This is a genomic window from Sulfitobacter sp. M05 (genome assembly GCF_029285175.1).
In the GTDB taxonomy this organism is placed as follows: domain Bacteria; phylum Pseudomonadota; class Alphaproteobacteria; order Rhodobacterales; family Rhodobacteraceae; genus Sulfitobacter.
In genome coordinates, this window is the sequence record NZ_JABEDH010000001.1 from 1433959 (window position 1) to 1458654 (window position 24696).

13 protein-coding genes are annotated in these 24696 nt (G+C 59.3%); 4 read left to right on the forward strand and 9 right to left on the reverse strand.

The window, feature by feature from the left end:
• Nucleotides 1–113 precede the first annotated feature (113 nt).
• A complete protein-coding gene (locus HKX44_RS07135) occupies nt 114–1415 on the reverse strand; it encodes a sugar ABC transporter substrate-binding protein (RefSeq protein ID WP_276150581.1) in 1302 nt (433 codons plus the stop codon).
• A 156-nt stretch (nt 1416–1571) separates the two neighbouring features.
• Nucleotides 1572–2603 (reverse strand): LacI family DNA-binding transcriptional regulator, encoded by a 1032-nt coding sequence (locus tag HKX44_RS07140; protein ID WP_276150582.1) that lies wholly within the window; start codon nt 2601–2603, stop codon nt 1572–1574.
• Nucleotides 2604–3142: 539 nt separating this feature from the next.
• Between HKX44_RS07140 and HKX44_RS07145 the strand changes: the two genes are divergently transcribed.
• The 4 genes from HKX44_RS07145 (at nt 3143) to HKX44_RS07160 (ending at nt 7601) form a co-directional block, all read left to right on the forward strand.
• Complete coding sequence (locus HKX44_RS07145; RefSeq protein ID WP_276150583.1) at nt 3143–3886, forward strand: sugar transferase; 744 nt, start codon at nt 3143–3145, stop codon at nt 3884–3886.
• A gap of 75 nt (nt 3887–3961) precedes the next feature.
• Complete coding sequence (locus tag HKX44_RS07150) at nt 3962–4918, forward strand: CpsD/CapB family tyrosine-protein kinase (RefSeq protein WP_276150584.1); 957 nt, start codon at nt 3962–3964, stop codon at nt 4916–4918.
• Between the two features lie 185 nt (nt 4919–5103).
• On the forward strand, nt 5104–6396 hold the full coding sequence (locus tag HKX44_RS07155) for a DUF874 domain-containing protein (protein WP_276150585.1): 1293 nt from the start codon (nt 5104–5106) through the stop codon (nt 6394–6396).
• 14 nt (nt 6397–6410) lie between these two features.
• Nucleotides 6411–7601, forward strand: a complete 1191-nt coding sequence (locus HKX44_RS07160) for a glycosyltransferase family 4 protein (protein WP_276150586.1) — start codon at nt 6411–6413, stop codon at nt 7599–7601.
• Here HKX44_RS07160 and HKX44_RS07165 read toward each other — a convergent pair.
• The 7 genes from HKX44_RS07165 to HKX44_RS07195 are packed head-to-tail and all read right to left on the reverse strand — an operon-like array spanning nt 7598 to nt 24603.
• The gene (locus HKX44_RS07165; RefSeq protein WP_276150587.1) at nt 7598–8431 is read right to left on the reverse strand and encodes a glycosyltransferase family 2 protein; all 834 of its coding nucleotides are present in this window, start codon (nt 8429–8431) and stop codon (nt 7598–7600) included. The two genes, HKX44_RS07160 and HKX44_RS07165, sit on opposite strands and share 4 nt — an antisense overlap.
• Nucleotides 8428–10941 carry a hypothetical protein gene (locus HKX44_RS07170; RefSeq protein ID WP_276150588.1) on the reverse strand — a complete coding sequence of 838 codons (2514 nt, stop codon included), beginning with the start codon at nt 10939–10941 and terminating at the stop codon, nt 8428–8430. Before HKX44_RS07170 ends, HKX44_RS07165 begins: the two co-directional genes overlap by 4 nt.
• The gene (locus HKX44_RS07175; protein WP_276150589.1) at nt 10938–11882 is read right to left on the reverse strand and encodes a hypothetical protein; all 945 of its coding nucleotides are present in this window, start codon (nt 11880–11882) and stop codon (nt 10938–10940) included. The genes HKX44_RS07170 and HKX44_RS07175 overlap by 4 nt, the downstream gene beginning before the upstream one ends.
• 4 nt (nt 11883–11886) lie before the next feature.
• Nucleotides 11887–12582 (reverse strand): 4'-phosphopantetheinyl transferase superfamily protein, encoded by a 696-nt coding sequence (locus tag HKX44_RS07180; protein WP_276150590.1) that lies wholly within the window; start codon nt 12580–12582, stop codon nt 11887–11889.
• Nucleotides 12579–17153 carry a MupA/Atu3671 family FMN-dependent luciferase-like monooxygenase gene (locus HKX44_RS07185; protein ID WP_276150591.1) on the reverse strand — a complete coding sequence of 1525 codons (4575 nt, stop codon included), beginning with the start codon at nt 17151–17153 and terminating at the stop codon, nt 12579–12581. The genes HKX44_RS07180 and HKX44_RS07185 overlap by 4 nt, the downstream gene beginning before the upstream one ends.
• Nucleotides 17150–18157, reverse strand: a complete 1008-nt coding sequence (locus HKX44_RS07190; protein WP_276150592.1) for a glycosyltransferase family 2 protein — start codon at nt 18155–18157, stop codon at nt 17150–17152. Before HKX44_RS07190 ends, HKX44_RS07185 begins: the two co-directional genes overlap by 4 nt.
• Nucleotides 18154–24603, reverse strand: a complete 6450-nt coding sequence (locus HKX44_RS07195; protein ID WP_276150593.1) for a type I polyketide synthase — start codon at nt 24601–24603, stop codon at nt 18154–18156. Before HKX44_RS07195 ends, HKX44_RS07190 begins: the two co-directional genes overlap by 4 nt.
• Nucleotides 24604–24696: the final 93 nt, after the last annotated feature.

A 24696-nucleotide genomic window follows, 5' to 3' on the forward strand; every position in this document is an offset into this window, starting at 1 on the left:
CGCCGTCTAAGGTTGCGGATGGTTAGGGATTGGGTCTTGCGGGTGAAGAGCGGCAGCATACCGCCGCCCTTCGGATACTTTCGGCTACTCGTTACAAGTCACACGCTGTCTCGTTATTTGTATCCAGCAGCTTCCATTGCGTCATTGGTCAAAGCCTGCGCCTTGGCCAGTGCTTCCTCGACGGTCTGTTGACCGGCATAGGCTGCCGAGAACTCTTGGCTCACGTCGGTTGCAATACCTGCAAACTCTGGGATTGCCGCGAATTGCACACCAACATAGGGGCTTTCCTCAACAGTCGAGTTGTTCGGATCAGCCGACAAGATCGAGTCCAGCGTCATCTGCGCAAAAGGCACTTTCTGGTAATCAGGGTTTTCGTAGAGCGACGTCCGCGCACCCGGAGGCACGTTGGCCCAGCCCTCATTGGCAGCGACCAGCTCAATATAGCCAGTGCCGGTGGCCCATTCGATGAACTGCTTCGCCGCAGCTTCTTTCTGTGTGCCAGCCGGAATTGCCAACGCCCAAGCCCAGAGCCAGTTGGAGCGTTTGCCCAAACCATTGTCGGGTGCCAATGCGAAACCGACGTGATCTGCAACTGTGGAATCTTTACCGGTCACAAATGAAGCCGCAACCGTGGCGTCGATCCACATGCCGCATTTACCCTGATTGAACAGGGACAGGTTTTCGTTGAACCCGTTGGTCGCATAGCCGGAAGGCCCCGATGCGTCCATCATGTCCTTGTAAAAGTTCAACGTGTTTGCCCAGGCCTCGGTGTCGAACTGTGCGTTCCACTCCATGTCAAACCAGCGCGCCCCGAAAGAATTCGACATCGCGGTGATAAAGGCACCGCCCTCGCCCCAACCGGCCTTTCCGCGCAGGCAGATGCCGTTGATCTCTTTTTCACGGTCTGTCATCGCCGCCGCCGCATCACGGATAAATTCCCATGTCGGTGCCTTGGGCATCTCCATACCGGCGGCCTGCATCAGATCGGTGCGGTACATGACCATTGAGCTTTCGCCGTAAAACGGGGCGGCAAAGAGGGTTCCCTCATAAGACAACCCGCCCGCCATCGCCGGCAGAATGTCCGCCGCATCATATTCTGCGGACAGATCATCGAGTGGCACCAACCAGCCATTTTTGCCCCAGATCGGGGTTTCGTACATGCCGATGGTCATGATGTCGAACGATCCGCCCTTGGTCGTGATGTCCGTGGTAACGCGCTGACGCAGGACGTTCTCTTCCAATGTGACCCATTCAACCTCGTGGCCGGTCTTTTCGGTAAAGTCGGCGGTCAGACCCTGCATTCGGATCATGTCGCCATTGTTCACGGTCGCGATTGTAAGCGTTTCGGCAAATACGCCACCTGCAGCAATCAGCGATAGCGCTGTCGCCGCACCAAGTGCGTTCCTCAAAGACATCCAAATCCTCCCTAGCGTTAGATGTTATGTGACCTGAGGGTAAGCCAAAACAAAGCGCGGCGTCAAATAATTTTTTACGCGCGGAAAGTTTTGAGAAAAGTTAAACATTCCCAATCCTTTGGCACACTCCTTTCAGTCGTCTTTACGGAAATCAGCCTAGGCAGACTGACGCATAATCAGCCTGCCCTCATAAAGTACGGTCTCATGCGGGCGGCTGCGCTCACCGGATTCGACAACATCAAACAGGGTCTTCACAGCGCGGCGTGACATCGCATCATAGTCTTGTGCAATGGTCGTCAGCGGCGGACAGGTGTATCGCGAAAACGGGTGATCGTCCTGCCCCGCGACCCGCAGTTCGCAGTCCGCGTCGCGCCCCACACGCAGACCTTTTTCATAGCAAGCGGTCAACAGCCCAATGGCAAGCCGGTCATTGCTGCATAATACGGTGTTTGTCGAAAACCCGCCGGCCTCCAGCGTCTGGATACCGCCGGCACGACCAATTTCCTCAAAAGACCACCCCTGCCCGTCCACCTTAACTATCGTCGGTTCGAACCCCAGCTGCGCCATTGCGTCCAGATACCCCTGACGTCGCTTGTTGGCATTGGGGTTGGCGGGGTCTTTCATCTCGAAAAAACACGGCGGTTCGCCGGTGCGGCTAAGGTATTCAACCATCAACATGGAAAACTGCGGGTTGTCCGACCCGATAAACGCCAGCCCGACATCCGGCAGATTACTGTCAAACAGCACGGTCGGCACATCTTCGCAAAATGACGCCACTGCCCCGTTGTCCGAAACCCGCCCCAAGGGCGCGATCAAGGCCCCGGCCGGTTTAAGCGCCCGCAGGTTCTCAAGAATCTCGCGTTCCAAATTTGGGTCGCCATGTGAACTATACAAAGTCGGGCTGTACCCTGCATCAATACAGCGCTGTTCTATGTTCCGTGCAATTTCGGCGAAAAACGGGTCCGCCAGATAGGGAACAAGAATGCCAACGTTCTTGGTCAGTTTGCGGTTCTGGTTCATCGCAAAGATATTAGGCCGGTAGTCATGCTCCTCCAGCGCCGCCTCGATCCGCGCACGGGTGGTTGCCCGCACAGAGCTGGGATCGTGGAAATATTTCGAGACCGTAGGGCGCGACAATCCGCTGACGGAGGCGAACTCCTCCATGTTCCTGATTTTCGTGTATTCCATAGGGCGCGCAAAATCCTTACGATGCATTATGTCACCAGCAGAGAAACTTTACGGCACAGTTTAAAAATTGTCGCGCGGAAATTTCAACTTTTCCAGAGATCGGCCCGCACTGATTCTATCTTCCCCCCCTTTTGACGGGATTTCAAAGCACAAGCGGGACCGGACATAACTCCCTCCAAACGGGAGTTTGTGGCAAGGTGGATGCGCATTTGTAAACAATCCTCCTCCTGAAACCCCAATGTTGTCAAAACCTGCCAGAAACAGACTGTTTCTCCGGGTTTTCATCAAATGAGGCGAAAATGAGTTATAGATGCGGTGTGAATATTGCGTCTGCCCGGTTCCCGTCGAGAACCTGACAAGTTTCGGTCACTCTGTTTGAGCGAGTTGTTGTCAGAAAGTGAGCTGGATCGTTGCAGGAAGTGGTTAATTTTGGCGTTGAAACCCAACCTTTCCCCTTCCCAGCACTCGGACAGGACAGTATTCCGGCATCCAAAGGGTGTCTGCCTTTTTTAGAACGTATTTGACCCTGGGGGGTTGGAATGAAAGATAATTTAACAAATTCCGCCGATTTCGGGATTTTTCCATTTTCAAATGGGACCACTTTTGGCGACTCTGCCGTGGCCCATCCAAGTCAGGTTTGGGATGCTGCACTTGCCGCCAAGCCCGGACCGATAAATTTGTATCGTCACCTTGGCAAACGCGTCATGGACATTTTGTTTGTTCTGCTGACCCTGCCGTTTTCCTTGCCTATTATCGGCCTGTCCGCTCTTGCCCTGTGGCTGAGCGGCGGCACCCCCTTCTACACACAGCAACGTCTGGGTGCCGACGGCAAACAATTCTCGATCTTCAAGCTGCGCACCATGGTGGCGAATGCCGATCAGGTTCTGGAAGACTATCTGGCCAAAGACCCCGAAATGCGCCGCGAATGGGACGAAATCCAGAAACTGCGCAACGATCCGCGCATCACCCCGTTGGGGCATTTCCTGCGCAAGACCTCGATGGACGAATTGCCACAACTGTTTAACGTGTTGTTCGGCGACATGAGCCTTGTCGGTCCCCGCCCAATGATGCCTGAACAGTTGGAAATGTACGGCGATCCGACCCATTATAATGCCGTCAAACCCGGCATCACCGGTCTATGGCAGGTGTCGGCGCGCAACAGTGAACGCTTTACTTACCGCAACGAAGTAGACAGCGCCTACGAACGATCCCTGACGCTGAAACTTGACCTCACAATCCTCTTCAAAACCATTGGTGTGGTTTTGCGCCCAACAGGTCACTAGATATGAGGGACGATGTTGAGATGGTACAAAAAGGTATAAACAGGTCTGATGCCCAAAGATCCGAAGGAGACTACAATGCGTGATTTGCAAATCACAGAGGATCTCCACGCCGAGATGTTGGACACGCCGGTCGTGATGTCAAAAGCGGGCATGCGGCACAGCATCCGCCCACGCCGCGCACTGATTGATGACGCTGGCAAGGTAACGCCAACGCGGGCACTGCCTGCCACCGCAAAGACGCAGGTATCCCAAGCTCAGACTCCTGCTGATCTGACGGCAGATATGGCACCGGCCTTTCCGGGGCAGTATGCTCCTGATACCAACCTGCCCCGCTGGCACGAACTGGATCGCGTCGAACCCGGTACCCGCGGCAAAGACGGGACCGCCCTGCCGGTCGTCGACGCCGCCCGTGACAGCGCATCGGTGCGTGCTTTTGATCAGCTGCGCACAAGATTGCGTCAGATCACTCAAGAACATGGCTGGACCAATATCGGCATCACCACCCCGACCTCGGGCTGTGGCAACACCTTCACCGCGATGAACCTTGCGCTGAGCCTGTCGCGGGTCAAAGGATCGCGGACTGTATTGATGGATTTCAACCTGCGCCGCCCGGGCATCGCCAAGGCGTTTGACATCACCCCACGCGGTGCCATGCGCGATTTCCTGATGGGCCACGCGCCGATCGGGGATCATATGGTCAAGGTCAGTGACACCTTGGCGCTGGGTCTGAACAACAGTCCCGATACCGAAGCCGCAGAAACACTTCAGTCCGCAGAAACCGCCCAGACAATGGCGCAGATGCGCGCCGCTTTGCAGCCCGAAATCGTGCTGTATGATCTTCCGGCGATGCTGACCCATGATGACGTGTCCGCGTTCCTGCCCCAGCTTGACGGTGTTTTGCTGGTCTCCGACGGCACCCAGACCATGGGCCGTGAGTTGATGGAATGCGAACGCCTGTTGAACAATCAGGTGCCACTCTTGGGCGTTGTGCTGAACCGGGCCCGTGCGGATTCTGTCCCGCGCTATAACTGAGAACGGGCGTTATCGCGCCCGCCTCTGGTTTTTCCGATCCTAAGGCGAAACCTCTCATCTTCTGATTGTTTTTGCCCTATTCTGGTCAGAATTTTCTGATCAAAGGGCATATCTTCCGGCACGCTTGGCGTTTGTCGGAGAATCAAAACTGGGATATGTAGGGACTGATGGGACCAATTTTTTCAATGGCCGATTTCTTGGACATGCTGCGCCGTCGCGTGGGTGTGATCTCGGCTGTGATCATTGCAGGTTGCTTTGCGTCGGTGATCTGGGCCGTATCTGTTCCTCACCTCTACCAATCCTCCGAAGTTTTGCAGATTGAGCAGCCGCAGATATCCGACGAACTGGCGCGTTCAACCGTCGAAAGCTCTGCCGCGCGGCGCTTGCAGCTGATCGAACAGCAACTGATGGCGCATAACAATCTGGTAAAAGTCATCAACCAGTTTGGCCTTTACGGCAATGCTGGCACTTCCGGGATGTCTGAAAAGGTTGACTTGCTGCGTCAAGCCGTGACGATCACCGGCGTTGCCGCGGTCCGTGAAGGCTTCGCCGATGATGGTGCAATTGCGGTGCTGACCATTACCGCCGAAATGGATTCCCCCGAAACCGCACAGGCCATCGCCCATTTGTTTGCGGATCAGACCCGTGCCCTTGCAACCTCGCAACGCCAAGTGCAAACCAGAGAGACGCTTGCCTTTTTTGAAGAACAGGAAAAGGCCGTGCAGGCGGAGATTGCCAAACTGGAGACAGAACTGGCAGAGTTTCGCAGCGCCAACGACATTTCCATCGAAGGGTCACTGGACTTTAGCCGCTCGGAATTGGGCAGCCTCAATGACGCCCTGCTGACATTGGACCGTGAAATCATCTCGGCGCAGCTTGCCCTTGAAAACATTGACCGCAGCGGAAACACCCGCGCCGCAACCGTCAAACGCGAGGAAGAAGAACTGGGCCGGCTGCTGGACAGCCTGAACACCCAGCGCCAGCTGTTGCTGGACCGGCGCGCCGCGCTGAGCGCCAGCATCGAAACCCGCCCGGAAGTGGAGCGGACTTTGGCTGAATTCGAACGCCGCTCTGAACAGCTGAACGAGCGGCTGGGCGATATTTCAACCCGCCGCAGTGAAGCCGAAGTCGGATTTACGCTGGAAAGTGCCTCGCGCGGTGAACGTTTTGTCACGCTTGAGGAGGCGCGGGTTCCCGAGTTTCCAATCAGCATGAGCCGTAAGAAACGGGTTTTATTGGGGGTTGCCGGCGCCACCGGTCTGGGGCTGCTTATTGCATTTTTACTGGAACTGCGCCGCCCCGTGATCCGCACCGCACGCCAGATGCAGCGCGAAACCGGATTGTTGCCGGTGGTTTCTATCCCCGAAACGCGCAGCCCCAAAGAACGCAAAGGAATTGCCAAACTTTGGCAGGAACGTAGCGAAGCCGGGTTGCAGGGCCGCGCAGCACGGCAGGCCCGCCATCCCGCAAACCGATAAGGCGGAAAATCCCCTTGAAGATCGCGTATATTCTGAACACCTATCCGCAACCGTCACAAAGCTTTATCCGTCGCGAAATTCGCGCGCTTGAAGCCAGCGGCCAAGAGGTGTTGCGGCTGGCCATGCGCCCGGGCAGTGACCCACTGGTTGACCCGCAAGACCGGGAAGAGGCCGAACGCACCGAATATGTGCTGGCCGGCGGCAAGATACCCCTGCTGGCGGCAAGTTGGCGCGCCGCGAGACGCGATTTTGCCCTGTTCTGGCAGGCCATACGAACCGCCCTTTCTGTGGGCCGCGCATCCGAAGTTGGCGTGCTGCGGCATCTGATCTACCTCGCTGAAGCGGCCTTTGTTGCCGAGCGTTGCCGTGCCGAGGGTGCCTCCCATGCGCATGCACATTTCGGCACCAATTCCGCCGCTGTAGCCATGTTCAGCGCATTGCTTGGTGGACCGAAATACAGTTTCACTGTGCATGGCCCGGAAGAATACGACGCCCCCCGCGCCCTGTCGTTGGGGACCAAGATCGCGCATTCGGATTTCACCGTGGCCATCACCCAATTTGGCCGCTCGCAATTGTGCCGCTGGGCCATCCCTGCGGATTGGGACAAGATCAAGGTCGTACATTGCGGGATTGAACCGCAGAAGTTTGCAGACCCTGCACCAATGCCTGATGGTACGCGTCGCCTTGTGGCCATCGGGCGGCTGGTAGAGCAAAAGGGCCAACTGGCGCTGATCAATGCGTTGGCGCAGGCGCAAGGCGACATCCACCTGACCCTGATCGGGGATGGTGAAATGCGCGGTGTGATCGAAACCGCCGTTGCCCGGCACAAACTGCAAGACCGCGTGACCCTGACCGGCTGGCTTGACGAGGCCGCGGTGAATGGCGCGCTTGCCGCGTCTCATGGGTTGGTCATGCCCAGCTTTGCCGAGGGGCTGCCGATGGTGGTGATGGAAGCCATGGCCGCCGCCCGGCCCGTTATCGCCACCTATATCGCCGGCACACCGGAGTTGGTGCAAGATGGCACCCACGGTTGGCTGGTACCGGCCGGAGATGTGGCGGCACTGGCCGACGCGATGGACGATTTTGCAAAAACCCCATTGGACCAACTGACCCGCATGGGCACCAAAGCCCGTCAGCGGGTGCTAGAGCGCCACGACATCACCACCGAAGCGGCCAAACTGGCCACCCATATCAGCGGTTCCTAACGCCCGCGCACCCAACGGTTGCCGCTGCGCAGAATGGGCAGGCGAATGGCGATCCGCACCGCGACAAAAGCGACAAAGGCCACCGGATCCCATAGGGCCCGTTTCCACACCGGCACCGTCTGATCATGGGTGTCGTCGTTGACCATCAACTCGGGATACTGTTCTTCGATCTCGGCCACCCCGATGTCCTGACGACGGCGCACCTGAACCAGACGGGTAAACCCTTCGATCATCGGCCAGTCATAGCCCGCGGGCACACTCAACCGTTCAGCCGGGGCAAAGTTCAATCGGGCATAGGTGTCATCAGAAATGATGTCGGGCCAGTCATCCCACCGCGCCCGCCCCGCGCGGTTCATCGCAAACACACCAAAGCCGGGCACACCATGGACCATAAACGGTGTGGTCAGCCAAAACCGCGTGTAATGCCGCGTCAGCGCGTCATCCCCGCTGAGCGTAACATTGGGGCGCCCGCTGGCATAGCGCGGTGCATCCACATCCAGAACCTGTGCGATCTGGGGGATCACCTGCGGCGAAACCACCACATCCGCATCAAGGTAAATCAACACCTCGCCTACGGCGGCCGCCTCGCCCTTGTTCCACGCATTCAACTTGCCGCCCTGCGCAAGATCCAGCACCTTCAGCTGCCAGCCCCTGGCCACAGCCTGCGGGGCAAAACCACGGGCAATCTCCGCCGTATTGTCGGTGCAACCATTGGCGACAACCACCACCTGCACGTCCCCCGCAACCGCCTCTGAGGCCAGCAGCGCCGACAGGCAGGCCGGCAAATAGGCCGCTTCGTTATGGGCGGGGATCAGAACCGAGGTCTTCATTGAAACGCCACCAAAGCATCCCAGCGCGGATTGCTGTCGTCCAGATGGCGCAGCGCCCCCCATGATCCCCATTTTGTCGGAGCATAGACATCCGAATAGGCGTTGAACAATTGCCCGCCAGCGGCCTTCCACCCTTTGAGCAAACCCGCATAAAGATGGCCCATTTCGTCAGAGTAATTCAGGTGATGCATAAATTCGGTCAAGGTTGCATCCTCTACCAGCCCGCCAATGCCGACAATATGACTGCCCCCTTCGTACATGACCAGATCAAGATCATTCTTGCGGGCAACCTGTGCGTGATGAGGCCAGACCCGCCCAACCAGATCGTGCAACGTATCCTCGGACCTGCCGCTGACGCTGCCGTCTGTTAACTCGCGCCCGGCCAGCTCGCTTGCATGATCAAACCGGCGAGCCGCGACGTAACCCTCCAACGCCTTGCCCGTCAGCCCCTGTGCCTGCGCCTGCCCTTGGGCCTTGGCCGCGCTTTGCGCCAACCAGTCTTTGACCATGTCCTGACGGTCATCCAACCCCAGAACCCCGCCAAAATAACCGCTGACCGCATAGGCATCAAATGCCTCGACCGGCGGTGACAGCCCCTCGGCCACGGCCAAAGGCGCGGTGAAGGCCTCGTCTTCCAGACCCAGCCAGCCTGTTTGTGACGAAATCACGTTGACCAGCCGCCCTTCCGGCTCTTTTGCAAAGACCTCCGACCATATTCGCGCCACTTCAGCGGCCCGCAGACCGTAAAGCTGCATCCATTTGTCCTTTTGCCCCCACCGCGCCAGCGCGACCTCATCCGCCCAAACCGCCTGCGCAAACTGCCAGTTCCAGACTTCGTTGGAAAACTCGACATAGGCCGTAAGTTCGGGATCAAGCCGGGTGCGCACCAGCTCTGCATAGGCGCGGACAAAATCATCTTCCGCCAGATGCGGGATGTTGAACCACGGATCACTCTCCAGCTCATTGGCCAGATCAATCATCACCTCAACGGGCACCCCCTCGGCATAGCTGACATCCGTGACCTGTGGCCGCTGTGCCCAGTCCGAAAGCTGGCTGTTATTGGTTTCGGCCCAGTCCATAAACCGCAATGCGCGAAACTGGCCGATATGGGCGGTCCATGCCGGATTGAACACCGCGCCCCGCGCGAAACGGCGGACATTATCGGTATGTACCACGCTAATGTTGCGCGGCGGGTTGGTGGTGTTGATACGCTGGATGCGGATGTCGACACTGCCCGGCCCCGGTGTGTAATCGAATGTCACCTCGCCCTTGCCATAGCGCACATTCTGCGCCCGCCCGGAGACTTCAATCACACCCTTGCCATCAAACTTCAGCCGGTAGCGCCCCTTCAACGATACCGCAGCTTCGGGCATATCCGTCAGGATCAGCGTCCCAATACTGCCCAGGCTGCGCGGCATCTTCAGCGGCCAACCATCCGCATCCAGAAACCCTTCTGCGCGCAGCTCGGCCTGTTCCATGCCCCCCCATTGCCCCGCCTTGTGCCCGATCCACGGGCGGGCGGTCTTCATCAGATCAAGGAAGGGCACCTGCGTACTCCAGTCTGTGACCGACGCCAATCCGATGGCAACGGCAGAGCTGCCCTCGACAGCGCCCTCATTGACAACACTCAGGTCTGCTGGTGGGCCGGTCGGAGCGGCAGGAGCCATGCTGGCCCGCCCCGCTGTGGTCAATGAAACAGGGGCCACGGGCAGGCTGCCGTAGGCCTGAACCGCCTCCCAAGCGATACGTTGCAAAACCCGGGCCGTATCTTCGTCCGGGGTGTCATAGGCTGTGCCGAACCGGTCTTTGAAATCCACCGGCAGACCCAGCGGGTTCTGCCCTGTCAGGGTTGCATATTGCACCATCGCAACAAAATAATGCCCCTTGTCATTCAGATGAATATCATCGGCAAAAAGTGCGGCGATGTCAGCCATTCCCGCCACCTGACCGGCGGAAATTTCATCATAAAGCCGTGCCATCGCCTGCCCGGCGGGGATCAGCGTGACCGTGGCCCGGTCAGAGCGCGCACCTGCCGCCACCTCGGCGACGATACTTTCCCAGACCGGCAAATCCTGATCCAGCCGTGTGCGCCAAGGCACATCCGCCTTGGCGTCATGTTCCACGCGCTCGCCGCTGCCGCTTTTCAGACTGTGCCAGGTTTCCTGAACATAGATGTGCACCGCCGGATTAGCAGCCGTCGCCAGCCCCGCAAAAGCCTGTGCATATACACCGGTTTCAGAAAACTGCGTGTGGTTTTCAAGCGGCACCGCCTCGGTGAGAATCAGATGGCTTACCCCCCCTTCGGGCAGCACCGCGCGGGCATCGACCCCTTCTGCGGTATGGGATTCAACCCAATTGTAGCGCAGGGGCGCCCCATTGATAATCTGCGCCTGAACCTCGGCGTCGCCGGTGCCCGCCAGCAGTGCCTGCTCAAGCATGGTAGGGCCGGTGGTCCCGAACAGGCTGTGCCCCACCATCAAAACCGAAAACAGGGATGCCAAACCGTTCATGCTGCTACTCCTGTTTCGGGATGGCGGCGTACCACCTCCCATACTGTGCGCTGCATCAGCGCGGCCACCGCGGGGGACGGCGCATCCGCGGGCGTGCCATCGGCACGGTTCAATGCAAACGGCAGGCCAACCGGCGTCTTGTGATAGAGTACTGCATAATGCGTCAGGGCCACCAGATAGGCCCCCAAATCATTGAGATGGATCGTATCAACCGTGCCATCCTCGTTTCTTGCCATTAGGGCGTTTGCGCCATCCAGCCCGTCCAGCCCCCCCTGCGCCGCGGCAGCCCGGACAAACGCGGCCATAACCTGTCCCGCCGGAATAAGATGGATCGCAGCACCGCTTTCGGCCAAGGCGGGATAGGTGATCCCTTCCTGCCAATAGCCGCGCAGATCATCGTCGATCCGCGTCAACCATCCCGCCGCATCATCGGTGTGATGCCATGTTTCATAGAGATAAATCCGTGTCTGCGGGCTGGCATCCCGCGCCAATCCCGCCCACCGTGCCAGATATGCGGCGCTGTCGTGATACCGGACCGCATCCGCAATCTCGACCATCTCGGTCAGCACCAGCGCATCATATTCGCCCGTTCCCAACGCTTCTTTCGCGGCGCGAAATCGCGGATGGTTGTTTTCAACATCAAACCCGTTGATCGGTTGGTCCGGCTCCCAATGTTGCATCAAGGAGGTGCCCCACCCCAGCTGGCTGTCATAGTGATGCCCCGCACCGGCCAGTTGCGCCACCATTGCGGGCATGTCCCGCCCCACCAGCGAATGCCCCAAATGAAACACCCGCAGCGCCCCTTCCGGCATGGGCAATGGCTGCGCATAGAGGGTTTGAGCGATTTTAGCACCGCGTTGACGGAGGGCAAAGAACAAACCACCCGCCCCAAGCACCACAGTCAAAAGCCCAAGGGCGGCACGTCGGGTCAATGGCTGCATAAATTTACGCTCCTTTTAACAGAGACTTATCAGCCCACGCCGCCGTGACAAGGTGACCGTCGATTTCATCGAACCGCCCCGCCAACCCGTCGCCTGCCGCAAAACAGCCCGCCGGTCTCAAAAAGGTGGCCGTAAATGCGCGTGTCGGCAGATCCAGATTAAGGTCGATGTGATCAAATCCGAATACCATGCCGGTCAGTGGAAATTGCGCCTTATATGCGGCTTCCTTGGCCGAGAAGACCAGTTTGGCCCGCCAAAACAGATCCGGGCCCGCCATGCGGCCCTGTTCGGCATCCGAACAGATCAGCGGTAAAAGCTCTTCTGAAAGGGGCGTGTTTTCTTCAATATCTAGGCCAAGAGACTGCGGGCCGGTTGTAATCACGGCAGCACAAAGCCTTGCGCAATGCGAGATGCTGCCGTGTAAACCTTCAGGCCAGACCGGTGAACGGTCCGCCGCCACAGGTATCGCCCCCGGCGCCAGGCCAAGTTGCGCCATCGCTTGGCGCGCCGCAGCACGGCCAGCGGCAAACTCCTGCACACGAGATGCCAAGGCCCGCTGACCATGTGCCATCTCGCCCGCCATGACGGGCGGTTGTGGCGCCCGTGGGTCACTTACCCCCACTGCCACGGGGTAGTCAAAAAGTGGCGGAATTACCGCCCTAAGCTGGTCCAGCATGTCGGCGCTCTGTGAGACGCTCACGCCCCCGACTTGCTGCGCCCAGCCCGCATGGCGCGCCGTTTCGATATGGCCTCCGTCGCAACGGGCTGGGCCGATGCGGCGACCTGCGGAGCCGCGCCGCCGGTTCCCTTGTCGATATGCCCCGCCAACCCGGCAAGCGTCGGGAAGCGGAAAATATCGGTGATGGTCAGACTGTCACTGCCAAGTGCTGTCTTGATATCGCGATGGGCTTGCACGGCCAGCAGGGAATGCCCGCCAAGGCCAAAGAAATTATCCTCGCCGCGGATGTCAGAAACCCCCAGCAGCCGTGTCCAGACTTCGCTGATGGTTGCCTGTGTGGCATTGGCCGGCACGCTTGGAGTTTCGCTGCGCGGCGTCTGGCGGTGCCTTGGCAGCGGCAGCGCCTTGCGGTCAATTTTCTTGTTTGGTGTCAACGGCATGGCATCAACAGTCACGTAGTAACCGGGCACCATGATGGCCGGCAACACCGCCGAAAGGGCCGCCTTGGTCTGCTCTGGGTCCAGCGGCGGTTGCGCTGTGACATAGCCAACCAGATGTTCGCCACCAAACGCATTGACCGTGGTCACAACCGCTTGGGAAACACCGGGTAATTCGGCCATCCGTGCCTCGATCTCGCCCAGCTCGATCCGGTGGCCGCGAATCTTGACCTGTGCGTCGGCGCGGCCTGCAAAATGCAACCTGCCCTGCGCATCCCATGCCGCCAGATCACCGGTGCAATAGAGCTTGCCTGCGCCAAAGGGGTTGGCCACGAACCGCTCATCGCTCAACTCGGGGCGCTGCCAATACCCCTGGGTGACCCCATCCCCGCCAATCCATAATTCTCCTTCCACACCAACAGGTTGCTGGCACATCTTATCGTCAATAATGAAGGTTTGTGTGTTGGCTATCGGCGTTCCGATCGGCGCGGTTGCTGTTGCAGCATCCTCGATCATCTGGGTGGTTGACCAGATCGTTGTTTCGGTCGGGCCATACATGTTTTGCAGGCTGGCGTGGGTGGCAGATTTCAACGCGCCGACCAGTGAACCGGGCAAGGCTTCGCCGCCCACCATCAAATGCTGCAACTGTCCAAGAGCCGCCCGAGCGCCGTCATTGGTCACCAGCATTTGCGCCATTGACGGGGTGCATTGCAGGTGGCTGACCTTGTGGCGGACAATCTGTGCGGCCAGCGAGAAATCATCATCCGCCAGCACCGTCCCTTGGTTTGACATGTGCAACACCTCGGCCAGCGGTTTCAGCCCCTCCATCACCAATGCCGGATCAATGCCGTAATCAATCAGACAGGCAACTTCGTCGACGCCAATCGCCTTCAATTGCTCAACCCGCGCCACGCCATCGGCCACGGTTCCGAACAGACCACTGTCATTAAAATAACGCTGAAAGGCGAACTCAAGGATCGCATCAAGTTCTTCGTCCGACACCCCTTCAAGGTCCAGATCAAAGGCGTTTGAGGTGCCTTCCGGACGTTTAAAGGCCGGAAATGCCCAAGCATATTGTTTGATCAACGCGGCAGCAGAGCGCAGGTAATCCTTCATCGGGCCACGTGCGACCTCTTCGGCTTGCGCGCGGGTCTCGGCCAGATAGCTGTGCAACATCAAGGTAACGGTAAAATCCGCCGGATCATGGCCGGCATCGCGCAACGCCTGATGATAGATTTTAATCTTGCCTGCGACCTCATCAACCGATTGCCCCAGCAGGTGCGTCAACACATTGGCACCAATCTCGCCCGCCTCTTTCCAGGTCTGCGGATTGCCCGCTGTGGTCACCCAAACCGGCAGCTCCTTGGACACCGGGCGCGGTTGCGTGACAACCGCGTGCATGGTGCCGTCCTGTTTGGGGAATTCCACAGGCGTGCCGCGCCACATCTGGCGCAGCTGGTCGATAGCCGCATACATCGCGGGTTTATTTGCGGGTGGTGTGTTCTCAGGGCGCAGCACAAAATCATCCGGCTGCCAGCCGCTGGCAATGGCAAGGCCGACCCGTCCGTTGGTCAGATTGTCGATCACCGCCCATTCTTCGGCAATCCGCGCAGGGTGGTGCAGCGGTGCCACGCAAGAACCAGCCCGGACCGACAGGTTCTGCGTCACCGCAGCCACCGCAGCGCCGGTTACCGATGGGTTTGGATAAGGGCCGCCAAAGGCATGGAAATGGCGCTCGGGCGTCCAGACGGCGTTAAAACCGTTGGCATCGGCAAATTTCGCCCCTTCCAGCAGCAATTCATATTTCTTGGGACCGACACCATCGTCATTGCCCCAATACATCAGGTTAAAATCAATCTTGCGGTCTGAGGCCGCGATGGGGCCATTTGAGACCATTGTCCGCGAGTCATCCCCGGCCAGTACCAGCTTGAAACCGCGCGCAAGAGTCCAGAACAGTTCCAGCACCGAAATGTCAAAGCTTAGCGAAGTGACCGCAAGCCAGACTGCGCCTGCGTCATGGTCGATCCGGTCGTCCATTCCAGCAAAGAAGTTGGCCACATTGCCATGGCTGACCATCACGCCTTTTGGCGTGCCGGTCGAACCGGAGGTGTAGATGAGGTAAGCCAGATCGTCCGCTGTCGCCGCCTCGGCAAGTGGGGCATCCGGTGCTGCCGCAATGCGCGGATCAGCATCAAGCGCGACAACCTGCGCGTTATGAGTCGGCAGCTGTTGTGCCAGCGCGGCTTGCGTCACAATCAGCGGCGCGGCACTGTCGCTGATGTAATGCGCAATCCGCTCGGCAGGGTATGCAGGATCAAGTGGCACATAGGCCCCGCCCGCTTTGAGAATGCCCAGCGCCCCGATCAACAGATCAAGGCTGCGGGTTGTGAAAAGACCGATAGGGGTGCCGGGGGTGGCTCCCTGATCCCGCAGAACATGCGCCAACTTGTTGGCCCGCGCGTTCAGGGCTGCGTAGCTTAGGCTTTCACCTTCAAAAACAACCGCTTCACTGTCCGGTGTCTGGGCCACTTGCGCCTCGAATGCGGCGTGGATCGTGGTCCGTTCATAGCTGCGTTCAGTATCATTCCAGCCCTCCAGAAGCGCCATTTCGCTGGCGGGCAAGCTCCGCAGGTCGGCGCAGGTCTGCGCTGTGGCCAATGCCGTCGCAGCCGATTGGATACGGGCACAGATCAGGCCAACAGCCTCGTCCTTCAGCCTTGCCGGATCATAGGACAGATGGGCCGTTTCCCCGTCAAGACACAGGCACAATGCGACCCCTTCAACCGGATCAGCATCCAGCGAGATGCCAATTGGTGGCCGCCCTTGCGCCGCAATATCGGGATCGCGCGACAGTAAATCCCGCATCATGCCGGCAGACGTCGCTGCGCGTTCCATCTGGCCGGCGACCGCCTCTCTGAGCGTTTTAACATCCGTGTCCTGGACAGCGCGCACCTGTAGCGGCACCCAATCTGCGGCCATCGGATGGAGTTTTGAGGATTTCAGCGCGAAACTGCCCTGCCCGGCTTCGGTGCCTCTTAACAGCACCGCCATTGCAACCGTGATCTGATCCTGAACAGACATCCCCGCAGGCAGGGATAACGGCTGGCGGTTCATGTCAGCGCCATTGCGCTCCGCCATGGAAGCACCATTTTCCACCGTCACAAGGGGCACCTGCACTGGTGCCGCCCCTGTAAGCGCAGCGCGCCAGTACCCTTCGTCTTTCAGATCAAGCGTTGGCACATCCGGCGCAGTCAGCATATCCCCAACCGCAAACAAATCAGAAACGCAAACCGCCCCGCCTTCCAAGCTGCGCAGGCCGCGCAGGGTCACAGCCGTGGTGCCGGTCCCCACTGTAACGCGATCGTCTGAGACCGACAGAACCTCGCCAACACCGCCAGTCTGATCCGCAAGCAGATCAAGCGCCGTAACACTGTAAAACGCCCCCCCTGCCGCAAGCTTCGCCCGCCCCAGCGGGTTCCAGTAGTCACCAAAATCCAGTCCCCGCACCATGCTATCCAACTGCGCGGCGGACTTGGCGAAATCCAACAGCCCCATGTTTTCTGGCCGCTGGTCACGGGCGAAATAGCTGCGTTGGCTCAAATCTTGCGGACTGCGGTCCAGCGTGCCGGCTTCAAGCTGCGACAGCACTGCGGCAAAGCTCTCCATCCCGGCGGCATAGCATTTGGAATTCAGACTAAAGGCGGTTTCATCCGGCGCAATAGCAACCGTTTTCTGCGCCAGCAGGTCGCCCTCGTCGACGCCACCTTCGATCACATGCCAGCTGACGCCGTGTGACGTTTCACCGTTGATCACCGCCCAAGCCGGCGTGTTTAGCCCCGCATAACGTGGCAGCGGTCCGTCGTGGAAATTAACTGCACCCTTACCCGGCACAGCCAGCACATCCGCCGGGATCATCCGCAGGTTGGCAATGGACAGCAGCCAATCCGCCCCGATACCCGCGCCAAGGATCTCTCTGGGTTGTTCGAATACCGCCACCCCTTTGGCTTTGGCCCAGCCGCGCACCGTCGCGTCGCAGGTGATCACACCACTCAGGCGGTGCCCACCCGCAAGTATCATATCACCGCAAGCGATGGTCAGGGATTCATCCCCCATCAGAAAGGCGTCAAAAGCTTGTGAATTAAAGGGAACAGTCATTGGTTTTCTTTCGATACGGAACGGCGGCTTACTTGGGTCTCGCGGCGCAATGGCAAGCCAAGGCCAAAACGCAGTAGGTCACGGTTGAAACCGGGCGGGTCTTGCGGGGGGGCACCGGAAACCCTGCATCGCAGGTGGTGAATTGCCCCACCGGCCAGCTTGGCCATCAGGGCAACAGCCGCATAGGCCCGCGAATGGTTCTTTACAAAGTAATGCCGGCGCGAGGCGAACCAATAATCCGGAATGCGCTGCCATTCCTTCATCCCGGTTGAGACAGAGCCGATATGCACGACCCCCACCTGCGGCAAATACCAGCATTCCCAGCCGGCCACAGCGGCACGTTTGCACAGATCGGTTTCTTCGAAATAGAGAAAGAACGTCTCGTCAAACACGCCGATCTCTTGCAGCATCCTGGACCGCATCAATACGCTGGCCCCCGCCACCCAATCCACACTGGTGGGCTCCTGCGGTAAGGCTGGTGCGACAACCGAAGATTTGAACAGGCGGGTGATCGGCCCGGTGCGCGCCGCCGCCTCGAATTCACCTGCAATCGAAGGAAAACGGAATGCTGTAGTATGGGGCGCATCATCCTCGCCGCGCACATGGCTGCCGACCATTCCCGCCTTTGGCGTGGTTTCAAGATGGTGGATCAACCCCCGCAAGCATCCCTGATCGGGAAACGCATCGGAATTCAGGACGTAGAAATAGTCAGGCTGGCTGCCGTCTGACATGCCCGCTTTGAACCCGATATTGTTGCCTGCGCCAAAACCGCCATTTACCGGCGACGGGATCAGGCGCACGCGCCCCTGCGCATCCCAGCCGCGTTCCGTGATGGCATTGCCCAGAACCGCCGCCGATCCGTCGCCAGAGGCATTATCGACAATCACCAATTCGGCCCCTTGCGGCATATCCGCCAAAGCGGCCGCAGCCGCGCGCAGGGTCATTTCAGCGGTCCGGTAGTTCAGCAGAACCACCAGCACCCGAGGGGTTGAAACAGCCATCATTGTGCCGCCGTTGCCTGTTGCCAATCGTCCGCCCCCTCCTCAAGCGCCCGCCCGATCACCTCGCGCAGTTCCTGCGCCAACGTGGTGACATTCGGGGCCAGCATCATACTGTCATGGTCACCCGGCACCTCGATCACCTCAAGATGCGTTGCGTAATGCCGCCAATCATTGTCCTCAAAGACATATTCGCGTTCCTTGCTGACGAACCTGCCGCCCGTCACCGGCCAATGCAAATCAAGCGCCGGACGGAACAAGGTCAGCGGGCCGTCCCAGTCAGGCGTCCGGTATTTGCCCACCGCCTCAAGAAAAGCATTCTGGATTTTCAGGTTGTTGAATTCGGCCCCCGCAGGCACGTCAGAAACCGCTTCGCCTTTGCGTTTGCGCATCTCCCACGCCCAACGGTTCTGCGCCCATTCAACCAAATAGCCGGGCCCCTTGGTTTTCAGTTCAGCCAGCTTGATCAACGCCTTATCCGGCTTGCTTAGCGGTGGACGCACCGGCAGAGGTGTGTCGAACATCGCCAGTACGCCAACCGCGTGACCAGCATCACGCAGCTGTTGCGCCATCTCATAGGCCATGATCCCGCCACCAGAGTAACCAGCAATCAGATAGGGCCCTTCGGGTTGTAGGCGCTGCATTTCCGCCAGATAATCACGCGCTGCGGCACCGACATCACGGTGCGGCTCACTGTCGCCAATCAATCCGCGGGCCTGCACGCCAAACACCCGCCGTTCTGACGCAAAAGGCAGCGCAAGATGGCGCAGGTTCAACACATTGCCGAACATTCCCGCCACGATGAACAAGGGCGGTGCGTCACGCTGTTCGCTTTGGTTCAACGGCACAAGGAATTCGTATTTTTCGGGGGCAGCGGCAGGGGCTTCCCCGCTTGATATCTCGCCCAGATCACCGGTCTGCGCCGCGATCAGAGCTGCGCATTTGGCAATAGTCGGTGCCTCGAACAGAACCGAAATCGGGAATTCTACCTTGAATTCGCGTTTCACGGCGGCAAACAGGCGCACAGCAATCAGTGAATGCCCACCAAGGTCAAAGAAACTGTCTTCAACGCCGACCGGGCTGACGCCCAGAAGGTTTGACCAGAGTTCAGCCAGCTTTTCCTCGATGCCATTGCGCGGTGCCACAAAAGAGCCATCCAGATCGGGGCGTTCAAAACTCTGCCCTGACACGGCACTGTCGGACACAGGCGTATTGGCGCGCTCGATCAGCCCCTGCAACGGCAGGGAGGACACCATAATCTGTGACCGGTCCAGCGCGATGGCGCGGCGCAGGGCGTCGGGGCCTTCACTGGCGCGAATACCTTGCGATACCAGATAGGCCAGTTGCTCTTCGGCGGGGCTGCGGGTGCCTTCCCCGTCATCCTCATCCGCGAAACGGATTTCGGCGGCAGTCAGCGGCATGGCCGTCAACCCGCCCTCCAGCCGTTTCATGGCAAAATCGCTAACCTCAACCAGAACGCGACCTGCCCCGTCGCAGAGTGTCACATCGAAGCGGGCAAAATCACCCTGCCCCTCGCGCAGACGAACCCATGAGTAAAGCTCGGCAGGCAAGGCCGCGTGAACATGGATCGCCCCATAGGACACCGGCACCCAAAGATGGGTCGCGCCGTATCCGGGCACCAACCCAATGGCCCAGCCGGTGGCAAGATCCATCAACCCCGGATGCAGGATCGGCGCATTTTCAGTCGTTTGCAGGCCCGATGGCAGCGACAGCTTGGCCACCCCCTCGGCTGTGCCCATGCGCGTTTCTGACAGCACGTGCCAGTTTGGCCCGAAGTTCAGATGCGCTTCTTGCGGGGATTTCAGCCGGCTTTCGTGCGTGCCCTGTTCAACCGTGGTACACCGCGCGGCCAGCCCGGCAAGATCAACCGTTTCCGGCACTGCTTTGCTCAGTGGCGTGACTGTGGCCTGCGCATGAAGCTGCCAACCGTCCTTGCCCATATGGGTGCAATCGCTGCGCATTTCGGCTGCATATCCGCCGCCTTCGGGGCGCAGGGTGATTTGCATTTCACGGCGTGTATCCGCTTCAACCGGCATGGCCCGCAGGAAATAGAGGTCCTGAATATCAAACCCTGTCATGCCCTGCGCAGATGCTGCTTCGGCCAAAAGTTCGATATAGCCGGTGCCGGGCAGGATCGCCTGCCCCTCTGCGGTGCGGTGCTGATCCAGCATCCAGTTCTCGGTGGTGAACGGTGCGGTGAACACCATATCACCAACAGCATCCGCACCGGCGGTTTCCAAAAATGCAGCTTCCAACCGGCGCGGTGGCAAAACATCACTGGCCGCCCCGCTTAGCGCTTTGGCGGCCATGCCGACATCGGCCCAGATGCCCCAGTTAATCGCAACAACCCGGGTTTTGGCCCCGCGCCGTGCAGCGGCAAAGGCGTTCAACCATGCGTTGGCCGCGACATAATCTGTTTGGCCTGCAGAACGTGTGGCGGTGGAAGTCGATGAAAACAGCACCATCAGCTCAAGCGTGCCGTCAGGCAGCAATTGATCCAACACGCGCAACCCCTGCACCTTAGGGGACAGCACCGCTTCGATGCTGGCATCCGTCTTGGCCAGCAAAGGCGCATCATCCAGCGTACCGGCCGCATGAATGACCCCAGTCAGCCCACCATAGCGCGCTGTAAGATCCTGTGTCACGCGGCGCATCTGGGCAAGGTTTGCCACGTCGGCCTGTGCCACTTCGATGGAACCACCCAAGGGTTTGGCAAGCTCTTCGAGGCGCATCACTGCGTGGATACGCCGCGCGGTGCGGTCCGTGGTGGCATGGGTCTTGAGGTAGCCATCCCAAGCCTGACGTGCGGGCATCGGGCCGTGCGACAAAAGCACGACAGTCGCTTTATGCTGGCCAAGGATATCAGCCGCCAGTGTCAGCCCGATACCGCCAAAGCCGCCGGTGATCAGATAGGTGCCATCGTCGCGAAACACCGGTGTCTCTGTCGCGGGCAGCTTGATGTCACGATAGCTTTGTTCGAACCGTTTGGCCCCGCGCAAGGCCGCAACAGTATTCGCGGGGGTCGCCATCAGCTCTTCCAGCAGACGCTCAGTCAAACCCTCATCGGGCGTGGCTTCGACCGGCTTGGAAAACCAACCTTTTGACACAACAGCCTGCTCGGCCCGCGGGTCAATGTCGATCTGTGCGCAGGTTACACCCGGCATTTCTCGGGCAAAGACGCCAACGGGTCCGGCAATCAGCGCCGCCTCGGGATGGGGCACCGCCTCGCCACGTACCAGCGCGGCTCCGGTGGTAAAGGCGCTGAGATGCAGGGGTTTATCAAGCCCTGCGTCGGACAGCGCTTGCGCAAGCCATGTCAGGCTCCAGAATCCCTGTTCCAGGTTGCGGTCAAACAGCGAAGACCCGGCACGCGGCGGCAGATGGTCATCCGTCAGCCAGAAATGGCCAATCCGGTCCGGCATCAGATCGCGTTCTTTCAGCGCCGCAATCAATTGGTCATAACCTTGACGCCCCTGTTCAGGCGCAAGCGTATACGTCGTGTCGTCAGTCCGGGCAAAGGCATCGCCGGCGCGCACGGTGATGACCCTGTGGCCCGCATCGCGTAACCGCTGCACAGCGGGGGCGGCACGTCCGGCATCATCCGCAAACATTACCCATGTCAGCCCCACATCACCCAGATCGGTAGCAACATCCATATCGGTATCAGCAAAGCGCGGACGCCATGCGGGAACAGATCCCCAATCCTCGATCACGTCACTGCGCGTCAGGGGTGCGATGGGCGCGGCCAGTGCGGTCTGGCCCGGTTCGATGAAATAGCGCGCGCGCTGGAACTGATAGGTTGGCAGCACCACGCGGTTTCGCTTGGCCTCACCCCATATTTGCGACCAATCGGCCTCAAGACCACAGGCCCAAAGGCGGCCGATTACTGAGATGAAGTACTTGTCATCCGCGATGTCCTGATCGGGATGGCGCAGGGTTGACAAAACCTGTGCCGCGCCAACTTCGGGATGCATTTGTGCAAGCGCCGACAAGGCCTTGCCCGGTCCGACCTCAAGATAGATGCGTTGGCGCGGCGCGCTCAGCGTTGTGATGCAATCGGCAAAGTTGACCGTGTTGCGCAATTGCGCGACCCAGTAATCGGGGCTTGTCGCCTCTTGCACAGTGATCGGCGCCCCTGTCCGGTTCGAAATGAACGGCATGGTCGGCGCTTGCAGGTCGAGATCGGCCAGAAAGGCGTGGTATCGCGCAAGAATCGGCTCAAGCATTCGACTGTGCGCCGCGATGTCGATGGCAATGCGTTGGTAGTCGATGTCAGCCTTGCTCAGACGGTCCTGCATAGCGTCGAGTGCCGCTTGCGGGCCGGAAACAGCGATCAATTCAGGTGCATTGATCGAGGCAATATCAAGGTCATCCCCAAGCAAAGGTTCGATGGCGGATAAGGGAGCCGAGATTGACAACATGCCACCAGCGGGCACTTCGTCAAACAGACGGCCCCGCAGCAGAACAAGGTCGATCAGGTCTTCAAAACGCATCACTCCGGCAAGGCAAGCGGCAACGTTTTCCCCCATGGAATGCCCCACCATCGCGGCGGGTTGCACCCCCCATGACATCCAGAGTTTCGCCAGCGCGTATTCGACAATGGCGATCAGCGGCAGTTGGACAGAAGGCTGTTTAAGTCGTTCCGACGCGGCATCAGTCTCATCCGCCTCGGGCAGCCACAGGGCGCGGATATCATAGTCAAGTTGAGGCGACAGATGGTTCAGTCCCCGATCCATCCATTCGGCGAATTCCGGTTCAGTTTCATATAGATCACGCGCCATGCCGGCATATTGCGCCCCGCCACCGGGGAACATGAAGACAACCTCGGGGTTCTCGCCCAGCGCCTCGTGGGTAAAAACGCGCCGCGTGTCGGCGCTCTCTAGCAGCTCGGCCGCCTCGGTGTGGGTTTCGGCAACCACCACACGGCGTTTTTCAAAGGCGCGGCGCCCCTGTTTCAAAGTATGCGCGACATCTGCCAACGGCTGATCCGGATGGCTGCGCAGGTGGGCCGCAAGCGCGGCGGTATTAGCATCTAGTGCTGCTTTGGAGGCACCGGAAATCACCAGCGCATGAAAGGGCCAGTCGCTTTCCTCAGAAGCCGCAGCTTCAGGCGCTTCTTGCAGAATCATATGGGCGTTTGTGCCGCCCACGCCCAGCGCGTTGATTGCCGCGCGCCGCGGCGTGTCGCCCACGGCCCAGTCCGTAAGGCTGGCATTCACCCGGAAAGGCGAGCCGTCAAACGGAATCGCCGGATTGGGCGCTTCATACCCCAAGGACGGGGGGATTTGTTTATTATGCAAAGCAAGCGTCGCCTTGGCGAGGCCGGCAACACCCGCTGCGGTATCCAGATGGCCGATATTGGTCTTTACCGATCCAAGACGGCAGAAATCCACAGCGGCGGTTTCGGCACGGTAGGCTTCGGTCAATGCAGCAACTTCGATGGGATCGCCAAGATATGTGCCGGTGCCGTGACATTCGACCATGCCGATGCTTTGCGCGGCCACGCCTGCGGCATCCAATGCAGCGGCGATGGCCTGCGTCTGTCCGTCAACAGAAGGGGCAAGATACCCTGCCTTGGCAGCACCATCGTTATTGACAGCCGAGCCTTTGATCACGGCCCAGATGTGATCCCCATCCGCAACGGCATCACTCAGCCGACGCAGCGCGACCGCGCCAGCACCTGACCCAAAAACCGTACCCTGGGCACGGTGATCAAAAGCATGGCAATGGCCGTCCGGCGACAGAATTTCGTTTTCCTTGAATTCATAGCCTCTGCCCTGCGGCAATTCGATTGTCACGCCCCCCGCCAACGCCATGTCAACTTCGCCCGCACGCAGGGCCTGACAGGCGTAATGGATCGCCACCAAAGACGTAGAACAGGCGGTTTGCAGGTTGATCGACGGGCCTTTGAGGTCAAACACATGGCTGACCCGCGTTGACAGGAAATCCTTGTCGTTGCCCGTGTGGCGCAACAGGAACATGCCCACATCATCCACCAGATCGGGGTTCGAACAGATATTAAAATAGAAGTAACTGCCCATGCCACAGCCCGCATAGACCCCAATTGGTCCGGCCATGGTTTCCGGCGGATGGCCCGCCTGCTCCATCGCTTCCCAGGCAACCTCTAGGAATTTGCGGTGCTGGGGGTCCAGAATGGCGGCGTCTTTCGGAGAAAACCCAAAGAAATCCGCATCAAATGTATCGAATCCCTCCAGAACAGCGGCGGCGGGCACATAGTTCTTGCGCGCAAGCACCTCGGGGCTTTCGCCGGCGTCCAGTAATTCCTGTTCACTCAGACGGCGGATCGATTCCACACCGTCGCGCAGATTGGCCCAATAGGCCTCTACATCGGCAGCACCGGGTACGTTGACAGAAAGACCAACAATCGCAATGTCTTCGCCGGAAAAAGCGGTTTTGGCTGTTGTGTTCATCGTTCGCAATCTACCCCGCCGTTGATAAAATCCGGGCGTGGGCCCCATGGTTTACCTCAAAAATACCCGCATGATCTATCGCGCAATTCGGGC